The sequence below is a fragment of the Patulibacter medicamentivorans genome (genome assembly GCF_000240225.1).
Taxonomy (GTDB): Bacteria; Actinomycetota; Thermoleophilia; order Solirubrobacterales; family Solirubrobacteraceae; genus Patulibacter; species Patulibacter medicamentivorans.
The window spans coordinates 16459-29676 of the sequence record NZ_AGUD01000224.1 but is presented as its reverse complement, the minus strand read 5'-3'; the positions used below and the strand labels follow the sequence as shown (position 1 = coordinate 29676).

Genomic DNA, 13218 nt, shown 5'->3' with positions numbered 1-13218 from the left:
CGCCGGTCGTCCGCGGGGTGGGCCGGCGTCGGCGGCTCGGCGGACGGCGGCGACGGGGCCTGCGCCGCGGCGAGCGGCGCGATCAGCGCGCTGGCCAGCAGCGCGGCCCCGAGGACGCGGGCGCCGAGCGCACGCGGATGAGACATGAGCGGTCTCCTATCGGTGGGGGATGCGAGCGGAGGCGCGCGGTCGCCCGCCTCCGTTCTGCTCCTGCCGCCTTCCCCGCGCCGATTTCAGCGCTGGCGCAAGATCGCCTGCGCGCGGTCCCCCGTGGTGGGGAGCGGCGACCCGCTCAGGTGGTGGCGATCCAGGACTGCGAGCCGGAGCTGCACGTCACCCCGGGCTGGCTGATCGCCAGCGACGACTCGCCGGTGGCGCTCGGCGTCTCGCTGTCGTACGCCCCGCTGACCTTGATGTCGTAGACGAAGCGGCCTCCGGCGACCTTGGCGCTCTGCAGCTGGCGGCCGGAGAACCCGCCGCTCTCGCGCAGTGCGAACGGGTAGACGAAGCCCATCGCCTCGGGGCCGGTGCGCCGGTTGCAGCGCAGGCGTCCGCTGGTCAGCGCCTGCAGCCGGCCGTCCGGTCGGCGGGCGACGACGACCGCGCCGGTCAGCGAGCGGGCGAGCTTCTGGTCGGTGGTCCCGTAGACCGCCGGGATCGACTTGGGCTCGGTCGGCAGCACGTCCTGCGGCAGCGCCGCGAGCACCGCGCCCGGGTCGCGCAACTCCAGGTGCTGCGTCATCCGGCAGTTGGCCTTCGCCTTGCCGACCTGCAGCGTGCCGGTGATCCGCAGCGACCCGGCCAGCTTGCCGGGCCCGGTCGGCTTCAGGGCCACCGACGCCTGCAGCCGGAAGCCGCTGCCGCGCAGGGTCCCGCGGAAGCCGACCGCGCCGGAACCGGAGACCGTCGCCTTGCGGGCCTGGAACTGGATGTCGCGGCAGCGCGGCGAGATCGCCCCGATGCTGATCGTCGCCGTGCTGCCGCTGGTGTGGACGGCGACCGCGGTGCCCTGGACGATCGGCTTCGCGCTCGCGCTCTTGGCGAACGTGATCCCACCACCGCCGTACGAGGCCGCCGAGGCGACGGTCGGGAGGCCGAGCAGCCCCCCGACGGCGACGGCGAGGACGGTCGTGGTGGTCCGGGTCACGGGCCTTCCGATCAATGGCGAACGACGCAGAACGGCGCCGACTCTAGCCTCCCGTGGAGCGGGTCGCCACCAGCGGTCGCCGCCGCCCGTTGGGGGCCGCGGTCGGCGACCTGCCAGGCTGCCGGGAACTGCGATGCCCGAGGGCGACTCGATCCACTTCGCCGCACGGCGGCTGCGCGAGGCGCTCGTCGGCGGTCCGCTCGATCGCGTGCTGACGCCGAGCCCCCGTACACGTCCGCGTGGCTGGGACCGGCGGCTGGCCGGTCGCGCCGTGACGGCCGTCGAGGCGCGCGGCAAGCACCTGCTGCTGCGCTTCGATGGCGATCTGGTGCTGCACAGCCACCTGCGGATGAGCGGCAGCTGGACCGTCCGCCCGGCGATCGCCGACGGCCGCGGCGTGCGCGGATCGGCGGCGCGGGGCGCGCCGGCGCGAGGGCATGGGGCGAGCGCCTGGATCGTCCTCGGCCGCGGCGGCCGCGACGCGGTCCAGCGGGGCGGGCCGTTCCTGGAGCTGCGGAGCGCGAGCCAGGTCGCGGCCGATCCGCGGCTGCGGGCGCTCGGCCCCGACCTCTGCGCCGACGGGCCGCTCGACGTCGACCGGATCCTGCGGCGGCTGCGCCAGGACGACCCGACCCGGCCCGTCGGCGACGCGCTGCTCGACCAGCGGACGGTCGCCGGGATCGGCAACGTCTGGAAGAGCGAGGGCTGCCACGCGGCCTCGATCGACCCCTGGCGGCCGCTGGCGGCGACCGGCGACGACGAGCTGCGCGCGATCGTGGCGGCGATCGCTCCCGGGATCCGGCGCAGCGCTCGCGAGGGCACGCACCTGCGCCCGCAGCAGGTCTACGGGCGAGCGGGCCGGCCGTGCCCACGCTGCGGAGCGACGATCATGGCCCGCGGGATGGGCGAGGACAACCGCACGACCTGGTGGTGCCCGGGGTGCCAGACGTGAGCGACGACGCGGCGGCGGCCGATCGCTGGCCCGGGGCCGCGGCCCGGCGGGACGGCCGGACCCTGCGGATCGGGCACAAGGGCTGTCACGCCGTGGTGCCGGGCAACAGCCTGGAGAGCCTCGAGCGGGCGGCGGCGCTGGGGGTCGACGCGGTCGAGTTCGACGCGCTGCCCGACGGCCGCGGCGGCCTGCGGCTGGCGCACGATCCCCACGACCTCGCCGCCCGGCCCGACGCTCCGACCCTCGAGCAGGCGCTCGACCGGCTCTGCCAGCCCGACCTGGCCCACCTCGGGATCGACCTCGACAGCAAGGTCCCCGGGGACGAGGCGCTGATCGTCGCCGCGCTCCGCGAGCGCGACCTGCTCGACCGGGTGCTGGTGTCGACGATGGAGCCGCCGACGCTGCACGCGCTGCGGGCGCTCGAGCCGCGGCTGCGGCTCGGCTGGTCGGTGCCGCGGGTCCGCCGCGACTACCTGGCCTCGCGCGCGACCCGGCCGCTGGCGATCGCGGCGGTGCTGGCGGCGCGGCGGCTGCTGCCGCGGACGCTGGTGCCGGCGCTGCGGGACGGCCGGGTCGACGCCGTGATGGCCCACCACTCGCTGGTGACGCCGTCGTTCGCCCGCGCGATCCTGGCCCACGGCGAGCTGCACGTCTGGACCGTCGACGACCCCGACCGCGCCGCGGCGCTGTTCGCGATCGGCGTCAGCGGCGTGATCTCGAACGACCCGCGGATCCTGCCGGGCGGCTCGCGGTAGCCGCGGCCCACGACCAGCGCGCGAAGCGGATCGCGAAACCCGTGTGACGGTCGCCGGGGTGGCCCGTAGTGTCCCCATGAGCGAGACAGCCACCGCGACGCTCGCGCCACCTGTCAGCCGCCCGAGAGCCATGGACGTCGAGGCGCTCTACCGCGCCTGCGCGGACGATCTGTACGCCTACGCGCGGACCGTCGTGCGCGACCCGATCCTGGCCGAGGAGGTGGTCGCCGTCGCCTTCGAGCGCGCGGTCGCCCGCCAGCGGCGGTTCGACGCCCGGCGCGGATCACCACGAGCCTGGATCTTCGGGATCGCCCGCAACGCCGCGATCGACGAGCTGCGGCGGACCGGCCGGACGGCGGTCCTGACCCACGATCCGGTCGACGAGCGCCATCCCGACCCGGCCGACCAGCTGGCCGCCGCGGACGAGGCGGTTCGCCGACGAGCCGCGGTCGCCGACGCGATCGCCGCCCTGCCCGGCCGCGACCGCGAGCTGGTCGCCCTGAAGTTCCACGCCGGCCTCTCGAACGCCGAGATCGCGAAGGTCCTGGGGATCTCCGCCACCAACGCCGGCAGCCGTCTGCACCGTGTCCTGACCCGCCTGAGGGAGGCCTGCCATGTGGGGTCGTGAGTCCCAGCTGGATCCCGAGGTCCGCGACGAGCTGGAGGCCCTCGAGGCCGCCCTCGCCGGGGAGCCCGCCGCCGACCCCGAGCTGTCGGCGCTGGTCGCCGATGTGGCCGCGGCCAAGCCGGTCCTCGAGCCCGCCGCCCGCGTCCGGCTCGACGAGCGGATCGACCACGCGTTGCACCCGGCCTCGTCCTCCGCGGAGGGCGAGGCCGGGTCGCGTCCCAGCCGGATGGCCGGCTGGCGCCCCGCGCTCGCGGTGATGGCCGCGACCGCGCTGGCGGTGCCGGTGGCGGTGGTGGCGATCACGCGCGACGGGGGCTCGGAGCCCATGACCCTCAACGCGCAGAGCTACGAGAAGGGCGCCGGAAGCGGAGCGGACAGCGCCGCCTCCTCGCCCGCGCCGGAGTCCGGGGGCTCGACCGGATCGTCGGCGGGCACGGAGGGGTCGCTGCGCGGCGGCACGACGGCCGTCGCGCCCGACGCAACCTCGAAGGGCGGCACCGCGATCGAGCCCCAGTCGCGCTCCGCCGACCAGCCGGGGCAGTTGTCCCGCTCCGGCACCGCGGTCGCCCCCTCCCCGCCGGGCGGCGGCGCCACCAGCGGCGAGCTGACCCGCGACCGGGTCGTCGTCCGCGACGTCGACCAGGTCGTCCGGGTCGGCCGCGACCAGGTCGGTCGCGCCGCCAGCCGCGTCACGACGATCGTCCAGGCCGCCGGCGGCTACCTGGCCGACTCGCAGGTCCGCGAGCGCGGCAGCGATGCCGGGGCGACCTTCCAGGTGGTCGTGCCGACCAGCCGCCTCGACGCGACGGTCGCGCAGCTGTCGCGGATCGGGCGCCTGGTCCGGCTCGACCGCTCGACCCAGGACGTGACCTCGCAGGCCGTCTCGATCGGCGACCAGCTGGCCGACGTCCGCGCCGACCGCCAGTCGGTCCGCCGTCAGCTGGCGGCCGCGATCGAGCCGAAGCGGCGGGCCGCGCTGCGCCGCGAGCTGCAGCTGCTGAGCTCGCGGATCGCCCGGCTCGAGGGCCGGCAGCGGGCGCTGCGGCGGCAGACCGACACCTCGCGGATCCAGCTGGCCGTGGTCACCAGCGGCGACGCGATCGCGCTGCCGGCGCCCGACGACGGGAAGTGGGGGATCGGCGACGCGCTCCACGACGCCGGTCGCGTGCTCGAGGTGATCGCCGGCGCGCTGCTGATCGGCGGCGTGATCCTGGTCCCGATCGGGCTGCTCGCGGGCGCCGGGCTCGCGCTCCGGAGGCGACGGCGGGTGGCCGCGGCGGACCGGGTCGTCGACGCGGCCTGACCGCTCGGGCTCGCGGACCGGACGGCCGACGTCGCGGTCCGCGAGCCCGGCCCGCGAGGGCTCCCGGACCGGCCGTCGACCCCGACGGGCGTCCGCTCGCTGGTCCCCAGATCGCGCGGGGCAGCCGACCAGTGTGGTATTTCCCTCTGGTGGGCGCGGCCGAGCAGGTACGAGATGCTGATCCGACGCTCGAGCTGCTGGCCCGGGTGCCGGTCTTCGAGACGCTGGGTCCCGACGACCTGGCACGGGTCGCAGAGGTCGCCGTCCCGCGGCGCTTCCAGCCGCAGCAGGTGATCTTCCGCGAGGGCGACAGCTCGGACACCTGCTACGTCGTCCGCGAGGGCCACTGCCGCGCCGTCCGCCACCACGCCGACGGCCGCGCGATCACGCTCGCCCACTTCGGCTCGGGCGACATCTTCGGCGAGCTGGCGATGTTCGACACCGAGACCCGCTCGGCGACCGTCGAGGCGCTCGACCGCGTCCAGGCGCTGGCGATCCTGGCCACCGACATGCGGCGGCTGATGCGCGAGCACCCGGAGATCTCCGCCAAGCTGGTGATCGCCCTCGGACGGCGCCTGCGCGAGGCCAACGAGCGGCTGACCCGCCAGTCGTTCCAGACGGTCCAGTCGCGCGTCGCCGGGGTGCTGGCCGAGCTGGTCCGCCAGGCCCAGGTCGAGGGCGCCGGCGAGCGGGACATCGAGATCCGGATCACCCAGGCCGACATCGCCCAGCTGGCGGGCAGCTCCCGCGAGTCGGCCAGCCGCTTCCTGGCGGTCCTCGAGCGCGCCCACGTGCTCGCCCAGGGTCGCGGACGGATCACCGTCCACGACCCGGCGGCGCTCAGCCGGTACGTCTACTAGGCCCCTCGCGTGAGCCGATCGCGAGGAAGGGGCAAGGGCGGCCCGGGGAAGCCCGCTGGCAAGTCCGGGTCCGGGTCCGGGACCGGGGGCGGCTCGCGTTCGTCGCGCCGACGCCGACGTGGGCGCGGAGGCGGCGGTGGCGGCGCGGGCACGCCCGCGGCGGCCCGCAGCCCGACCGAGCGCGAGTTCTCGTGCGGCGGGGTCGTCGTCCGCGACGGCCAGTGCATCGTCATCCAGCCGGTCCGCCCCGACAACAGACGGGTGATCGCGCTGCCCAAGGGCCATCCGGAGCTCGGCGAGGACCCGCCGACCGCCGCCCTGCGCGAGATCCTCGAGGAGACCGGCGTCACCGCCCGCGTCCGCGAGCGGCTCGGCGAGGTCGTCTACTGGTACCAGCGCGACGGCAAGCGGATCCGCAAGACCGTCCGGATGTACCTCTGCAGCCACGAATCGGGCGAGCCGACGCCGGACGGCGACGAGGTCTCGGATGCCCGCTGGGTCCCGCTGCGACAGGCGATCAAGGAGCTCAGCTTCCCCGGCGATCGCAAGATGGTCACCGAGGCATTGGCCCGCACGTCGGGCGGCCGTTAGGGTGCAGGGGCCGATGCAGGTCCTGAACTTCTATTCCCGAATCTTCGCTGACCAGCTCAAGCGGGGCCGCAAGACCGCGACGATCCGACTCGGGGACAAATCCCACAAGTACCGCAAGAACCAGGCGGTGCTGGTGACGATCGGCTACCAGTTCTCCCCGCGCGAGAAGATCTTCGAGGCCGTGATCGACGCGGTCGACGTCAAGCGGGTCCGCGACCTCTCGCCCCGCGACATCGAGCACGACAACCCCGAGTTCCGCCGCCACGACGAGCTGACCCACTTCCTGGAGCAGATCTACGGGCGGACGGTCACCCAGGACGACATCGTCACCGTCGTCCGCTTCAGCCAGATCGTCAGCCAGCCGCCCGGGTACACCGACGCGCGGTTGGGCATCGGCGGCGCCCAGAACTAGCCCCTGCGTCCACCGTCGCGCTGACAGTCCGCGACCGTCCGCAACTCCAGGGAGCGAGTCGTGTTCTGAGGGCATCGGTCACGTGTGGTGACCCCGTCGACGAGGAGGGTCGTGCGTTCACGAGCAGCGGCAGCGGTTGCCGTCATCGCGGCGATCGGGTGGTGCGGCGTCGCGGCGGCGGACGAGGTCGAGACGACGTGGCGCGGATGGACGGCGCTCGGGCGGCCCGCGGTCGCCTCCGCGGGCTCCGACCGAGGCCAAGCCCTTGCCGCGCGCGGCGACCGCGTCCTGTTCGGCAACGGACCCTCCTTCGCGGCGACTGACGGGAACCGGACCGTCGTCGGTCAAGCGCCGATCTCGGGTTTGTCAGGCTTTCCGGGCCCGCCACCGCGTCCGGTGATCCTCCCGTCTGGCCGGTTGGTCCTCACGGGGCGCTGCCAGGTCGCAACCTCCGACGACCTCGGTGCCCACTGGACCGCGGCCTCGATTCCGGCTGCCGCTTGCCCGGCCGGCAACACGGCCCCGGCTTTCGTCGACGACCGTCACGGCATCATCGTTACCGGCAGCGCGCAGGTGGGCTACGGGATCGTGATTCCGCGGGCCACCCAGACCGGGCCCGGCGTGGTCGCGACGGAGGATGGTGGGCGTACCTGGTCCACCGTTCGACTCCCGGAGAACGCGCCAGCCTCGCGAGCGGTGCCACGGACGTCGGATCCAGGCCCTCCGGGGCCGCAGCCGCGCGTGGTGCCCCAGTGGGTGGCGGCGCCCGGCGACGGCGCCTACGTCCGGGCCGTGCTCGTGCGCGAGGGCGAGTCGGCCTTTGGAGTCAGCACCGTGCTGATCGAACGATCGGTCGACGGCGGCAGGACCTGGACGGCGGCGCAACTGCCGGTGAAGTCGGCTGCGTCCTTCCCCGACGACGGTGCCGTCACTCCGCCGGAGGGGGGCCCCGGCGATTCGCTGCTCTTCGCCGTCGACGGGACGCTGGTCGTCGCCGACGCGGACCTCGCGAACGCCCGTCGCGTCACGACGCCAGGCAGCGCCCCGCGCGCGGTCTGCGACGCGCAACGTCGGTGCCTGGTCGGATACGACGACCCGACGCGTGCCGGCGAGCGAATCGCCGCGACGTTCGACGGTACGGCTTTCGGGTCGCCACGGCCGGGCCTGCCGCTGCAGGCGGTGGCGGCGGGCGACGGCACCGTGGTTGGCCTGCGGACGAGCGGTTCAGGGACCACCGTTCGGTCGCGGGACCTCGGTGGCAGCTACGACGATCTGCCGCTGATCGACGACGGCGAGTGGCTCCGGGCGCCGCCTCCGCAGCTGGCGCGGCGGGTCGGGGAGCGGATCGATCTCACCCTCGACGGGGTCGACTGGCGCAGCATCTCGCATCCGCCGTCCGCCAGTCCCCTGGTCGCCGTGCACCTCGCGCCGGGCGGTGCGATCGGACTGGCCGAGGACGGGCGCGTCTGGCGACAGCACGATGGACGCTGGACCTCGTGGGACGCGTCGGCGCTCGAGCCATCGGCGGTGGCGACGAGCGGAGCGGCGGAGCTCGTCGCCGGATTCGCCGGCCTGCTGCGACGGACGCGGGCCGGGACGCGAAGAGTCGTGCAGGTGGCCGAGGACGGGACCGTCCGCATCGGCGGGCGGCGGGTGGCGTGGGTGCCGGCAGCCGCCGAGTGGTCGCTGGCCGCCCGAGGCCCGCTGGTCCTAGCCTGGACGCGGGTGGGCGACGAGGGGCGCCGAATGCCGGACCTCGGCGGGTTGCTGCGATCGACCGACGGCGGTCGCACCTTCCGGCGGATCGCGAGCGCGCGATCGACCGACGCACTGCAGATCGTCGACGCGCGAACCGTCTACCGCACTGATCGTTCAGGGCTCTACGTCTCGCACGATGGTGGACGCCGGTTCCGCCTGCGGAACCGCCTCGACCTCCTCGCGGACGGGGTCGATGAAGGCGGGCTCGCGTTCTCGACGCCGCGATCCGGGGTCGTCGGCCGGTCGGTGACGCGCGACGGCGGCCGAAGCCTCACACCAGTGCCCTTCGTGCCCGGCGGCGAACGACTCCTCGGCGCGCATGGAGCCGCGGTCCTCGAGTCGGGCCCGTTCCAGGTGCCGATGGCGGCTCGCCATCTGCTCGATACCGCGGTCCGTCCGCGGATGACGCTGCGGCTGCGATCGCGATCGCGGTGGGGGCGCGGCGTCGTGGCGGCCGAGGTCAGCGGGACGCTCAGCGACGCTCCCGCCGGGACCGTGGTCGACCTGGTCGCGGCCCCGACGCGATCGGGGATTCGCCGGCACCAGGCGATCGACACCCTGGTGACCGACGAGCGCGGCCGGTTCTCGGGTTCGGTCCAGCTTCGGACCGAGCGCGACCGCCTGCTGCAGGCGTGGTTCCCGGGGGTCGTGGAGGGCGACCGGACCGTTCTCGGGGCTCGCAGCCGCTGGCTGGCGGTGCCTCGATGACGGGCGGGTGGCGAGCGCTGGCCGGTGTGGCCTGGCTGCTGGCGGCGGTCGCCCCGTCGCCAGCATCGGCGGCCGCGGTCCCGGCGGCGGGTTCGTGGTTTCGCGTCGGACCGCCTCCAGGAATCGCGTCGCCGCTCGGGTTGGCGACGGCGGGGGAGCGGATCGTCGCGCTCTACCGCGACCCGACGCGGTTGGAGCCCGACTCGAACCGCGAGACCACGGCCGGGTTCTTGACCCTCGGGCCGGAGGGCAGGACGAGCGGGCGGTTCCCGCCGGTGGCGGAGGTCGGTCCCGCCACGTTCGCGGGACCGACGACGGTGGTGGTGCCGATCGAGCCGCGCGAGGGTTCGACCGGCGCGCTGCTTCGCTCGGCAGATGGTGGCCGCACGTGGCGCCGGGTCGACCCGGCGCCGTGCGGTGACGATTGGGTCGGCGCGGCGCCGGTGGCGTTCGACGAGGGCGGTGTCGGCCTACGGGTGACGCGGGCCGACGGTGGCTGCGTCTGGCGGTCGGAGGACCGCGGACGACGTTGGTCGGCCGTCGCCCGCGGGCAGCGACTCGTCGCTCCAGTCGCGGTCGGCCGGCGGCGGTTCCTGGCGATCGGTGCGCTCGCCGCCGAGGGCGGACCCCTGCGGCGCTCGGAGGATTCGGGCGAGACCTGGGCCACCGTCCCGCTTCCTCCGGCACCGCCGCCTGGCAAGGTGCCGTCCGAGGCAGCCGTGGCGACGCGAGCGCGTGCGCCGGTACTCGTCGCGGCGGGCGGTGGAGTCGTCGCCGCTGGGACGACTTCCGGAGCGGCGCTGGTCTCCACCGACGGCGGACGTTTGTTCGCCCGGGTCGCTCTGGACACAGCCGCGGGACGGGACCTCAGCGGCAGCTTCGTGACGGCGATTCGCGCTCAGGCCGACGGCTCGGCGCTGTTCTCGATCGGCAGTGTGGTCGAGCCCCAGTGCTTCCTGGTCCGCGACGTCGCAGCCACGCCGGCCGTCTGCGAGCCGTCGGGCTTGCTCGCCGGCACGGCGCCGGAGTTCCTGTTCGGCGATGTCGGGGGACGGCCGGCCCTGATCCGCCGGGACGGGCCGGGAGGGTCAGGGCAAGAGCTGGTCGGGGGGCGCACGGCGGCCGAGAACCGGGCCGGTGGCCAGCTTGCGGCCTACGTCCGGGACGGGGTGCTGTGGGTCGCTCGCCGACGCGGCGCCTGGACGCGTCTGCGGATGCCGCCGGGACTTGACCCGCTGCGTGTCGTAGCGGTCGGTGGAGCCGTGGTGGCGATCGGCGAGGACGGACGGCTGTGGCGGGCTGCGCAGGGCCGTTGGCGGTTCCTCGTGCGCGTCCCGGGCCACGTGTCGGCGATGACGGTCGTCGGCGGGTCGCCCGTGGTCGCTGGAACGGCCGGGATCCGCCGCGTTTCGGGTGATCGACTGCTTCGCGTTCGCGGACGCCTCGCCGGCTTTCGGCCGCGGATGCTCGCGGCGAACGACCGGGTCGCGTTGGCCGGCGACGCGGAGGGCCATCTGTATCGCTCCGTCGACGGCGGCCGCGGCTGGACGGCGGTTCGTGGACGGCTGGGTGGCCTCGAGGCTCTGGCGGTGACAGGGGATCGTTCGGTCGTCGCCGTTGCCCGTCGGCGGGTGTGGCGCTCGTTGGATGCGGGAGCGCGCTTCCGGCGAGGGCCGCGGTTGCCGGTCTCGCCACGGGTCGAAGCATCCGAGAGACCTGCGCTGTTGGCGTTCCGCAGCAGGCGCCAGGGTCTGATCGCGGCCTACGGACGCCTCTTCCTGACCACGGACGCCGGGGCCAGCGTGCGGCGGCTTCCCCTGCCCTATGGCGCGGGCCCATCCGGCGTCTCGTGGCTGCGGGGCGGGCCGGTAATCCAGGACGACCTGTCCCACGACCTGCTGGCGACGTCCGCCCTGCGCTGACCTGTCAACCCCTGCAACGCCGTTGGCACTCCTGTTACGAGAGTGCCAACGACGCTTGACGGCGGTCCCGCGTGAGCTACACTGCGATTCCCCGTTGGCACTCTCCCCATGAGAGTGCCGACAGCAGTCCGAATCGCAAGCAGCTCCCACGGAGGGAACGCATGTCCATCGATCTGAAGCCGCTCGGCGATCGCCTGATCGTCCGCGCCATCGAGGAGGAGCAGACCACGGCCAGCGGTCTGGTCCTGCCCGACACCGCCAAGGAGAAGCCCCAGAAGGGCGAGGTCCTCGCCGCCGGCGACGGCCGTTGGGACGAGGACGGCGAGAAGCGGATTCCGCTCGACGTCGCCGTCGGTGACCAGGTCCTGTACTCCAAGTACGGCGGCACCGAGATCAAGGTGGACGGCGAGGACCTCCTCGTCCTCCGCGAGAGCGACGTCCTGGCCAAGATCGCCGGCTGACGCCGCGATCTCCAGAGCTGAGAACAAGGAGCCACTGACATGGCACACAAGGAACTGAAGTTCGACACGGACGCCCGCAAGGCGCTCGAGGCTGGCGTCGACGCCGTCGCCAACGCCGTCAAGGTGACGCTCGGCCCGAAGGGCCGCTACGTCGTCCTCGACAAGAAGTTCGGCGCCCCGACGATCACGAACGACGGTGTCACGATCGCTCGTGAGATCGAGGTCGAGGACGTCTTCGAGAACCAGGGCGCGCAGCTCGTCCGCGAGGTCGCCACGGCGACCAACGACGTCGCCGGCGACGGCACGACGACCGCGACGGTGCTCGCCCAGGCGATCGTCAAGCAGGGTCTGAAGAACGTCACGGCGGGCGCGAACCCGCTGGCGCTCAAGCGCGGCATCGAGAAGGCCGTCGAGCAGATCGTCGCCGCGATCGCCGACCAGTCGACCGAGATCTCCGGCAAGGACGAGATCGCCCGCGTGGCGACCATCTCCTCGCGCGACCCCGAGATCGGTGACGTCATCGCCGACGCCATCGACAAGGTCGGCAAGGACGGCGTCGTGAACGTCGAGGAGGGCCAGACGTTCGGCATCGACCTCGAGTTCACCGAGGGCATGCAGTTCGACAAGGGCTACGTCTCGCCCTACATGGTCACCGACCAGGACCGCATGGAGGCCGTGCTCGAGGATCCCTACATCCTCATCGCGAACTCCAAGATCGGTGCCGTTCGGGACATCCTGCCCGTCCTGGAGCAGGTCATCCAGGCCGGCAAGCCGATCCTGATCATCGCCGAGGACGTCGAGGGCGAGGCCCTCGCGACCCTGGTCGTGAACAAGCTGCGCGGCACGTTCACGGGCGTCGCCGTCAAGGCCCCGGGCTTCGGCGACCGCCGCAAGCGGATCCTCGAGGACATCGCCATCCTGACCGGCGGCGAGGTCATCACCGAGGACCTCGGCCTGAAGATCGAGAACACCCAGATCAACCAGCTGGGTCGCGCCCGCCGCGTCGTCGTGGCGAAGGACAACACGACGATCGTCGACGGCGCCGGTGACGGCGAGGCCATCAAGGGCCGCATCAACCAGATCAAGACCGAGGTCGAGAACACCGACTCGGACTTCGATCGCGAGAAGCTCCAGGAGCGCCTGGCCAAGCTGTCCGGCGGCGTCGCCGTCGTCAAGGTCGGCGCGGCCACCGAGACGGAGCTCAAGGAGAAGAAGCACCGCGTCGAGGACGCCCTCCAGGCGACCCGCGCCGCGCTCGAGGAGGGCATCGTGCCCGGTGGCGGCGTCGCGCTGCTGCAGGCCGGCCTGAAGGTCGACGTCAGCGACCTCGAGGACGACGAGGCGACGGGCGCCAAGATCGTCCTGCGCTCGCTGGAGGAGCCGCTCCGCCAGATCGCGTTCAACGCCGGGCTCGAGGGCTCGGTCGTGATCAACGACGTGCGCAAGGCGGAGGCCGGCGTCGGCCTCAACGCCGCGACCGGCGAGCTCGAGGACCTGGTCAAGGCCGGCGTCGTCGACCCGGCCAAGGTCACCCGCTCGGCGCTGCAGAACGCGGCCTCGATCGCCAAGAACATCCTCACCACCGAGGCCATCGTGGCCGAGGCGCCGGAGAAGGACGGCGGCGCCGGTGGCGGCATGCCCGACATGGGCGGCATGGGCGGCATGATGTGATCCAGCCTCACGGCTGAATCGCGTCTGCTCGCGCAGGCGAAGTTCCACGG

Annotated in this window: 12 protein-coding genes; 11 read left to right on the top strand and 1 reads right to left on the bottom strand. The window is 73.8% G+C overall.

Translation table 11 applies throughout. From position 1 onward, the window contains the following. Positions 1-292: 292 nt before the first annotated feature. Positions 293-1147 (bottom strand): hypothetical protein, encoded by an 855-nt coding sequence (locus tag PAI11_RS14780; protein WP_007576278.1) that lies wholly within the window; start codon positions 1145-1147, stop codon positions 293-295. Between the two features lie 133 nt (positions 1148-1280). On the opposite strand from PAI11_RS14780, the gene PAI11_RS14775 reads away from it, so the two are divergent. The 11 genes from PAI11_RS14775 (at position 1281) to groL (ending at position 13168) form a co-directional block, all read left to right on the top strand. Continuing rightward, entirely contained in the window at positions 1281-2099 is an 819-nt protein-coding gene (locus PAI11_RS14775; protein WP_007576276.1) for an Fpg/Nei family DNA glycosylase, read from the top strand. Continuing rightward, positions 2096-2854, top strand: coding sequence for a glycerophosphodiester phosphodiesterase (locus tag PAI11_RS14770; protein ID WP_007576274.1), 759 nt, complete (start codon positions 2096-2098; stop codon positions 2852-2854). Before PAI11_RS14775 ends, PAI11_RS14770 begins: the two co-directional genes overlap by 4 nt. Positions 2855-2930: 76 nt before the next feature. After that, the gene (locus PAI11_RS14765; RefSeq protein ID WP_244406549.1) at positions 2931-3482 is read left to right on the top strand and encodes an RNA polymerase sigma factor; all 552 of its coding nucleotides are present in this window, start codon (positions 2931-2933) and stop codon (positions 3480-3482) included. Then, the gene (locus PAI11_RS14760) at positions 3469-4785 is read left to right on the top strand and encodes a DUF4349 domain-containing protein (protein WP_040600449.1); all 1317 of its coding nucleotides are present in this window, start codon (positions 3469-3471) and stop codon (positions 4783-4785) included. Before PAI11_RS14765 ends, PAI11_RS14760 begins: the two co-directional genes overlap by 14 nt. Positions 4786-4934: 149 nt before the next feature. Further along, on the top strand, positions 4935-5645 hold the full coding sequence (locus tag PAI11_RS24520; RefSeq protein ID WP_050897255.1) for a Crp/Fnr family transcriptional regulator: 711 nt from the start codon (positions 4935-4937) through the stop codon (positions 5643-5645). Positions 5646-5654: 9 nt separating this feature from the next. Then, complete coding sequence (locus PAI11_RS25520; RefSeq protein WP_081488449.1) at positions 5655-6236, top strand: NUDIX hydrolase; 582 nt, start codon at positions 5655-5657, stop codon at positions 6234-6236. Positions 6237-6249: 13 nt separating this feature from the next. After that, entirely contained in the window at positions 6250-6648 is a 399-nt protein-coding gene (locus tag PAI11_RS14745) for an ASCH domain-containing protein (protein ID WP_007576266.1), read from the top strand. Positions 6649-7392: 744 nt separating this feature from the next. Beyond that, complete coding sequence (locus tag PAI11_RS14740; protein ID WP_138974335.1) at positions 7393-9114, top strand: WD40/YVTN/BNR-like repeat-containing protein; 1722 nt, start codon at positions 7393-7395, stop codon at positions 9112-9114. Between the two features lie 26 nt (positions 9115-9140). Continuing rightward, positions 9141-11036, top strand: coding sequence for a beta propeller repeat protein (locus PAI11_RS14735; RefSeq protein WP_007576261.1), 1896 nt, complete (start codon positions 9141-9143; stop codon positions 11034-11036). A gap of 161 nt (positions 11037-11197) precedes the next feature. Beyond that, the gene (gene groES / locus PAI11_RS14730; RefSeq protein WP_007576259.1) at positions 11198-11497 is read left to right on the top strand and encodes a co-chaperone GroES; all 300 of its coding nucleotides are present in this window, start codon (positions 11198-11200) and stop codon (positions 11495-11497) included. Between the two features lie 39 nt (positions 11498-11536). Further along, positions 11537-13168: a chaperonin GroEL gene (gene groL, locus PAI11_RS14725; RefSeq protein ID WP_007576257.1), complete on the top strand. Its 1632-nt coding sequence runs from the start codon at positions 11537-11539 to the stop codon at positions 13166-13168. Positions 13169-13218: the final 50 nt, after the last annotated feature.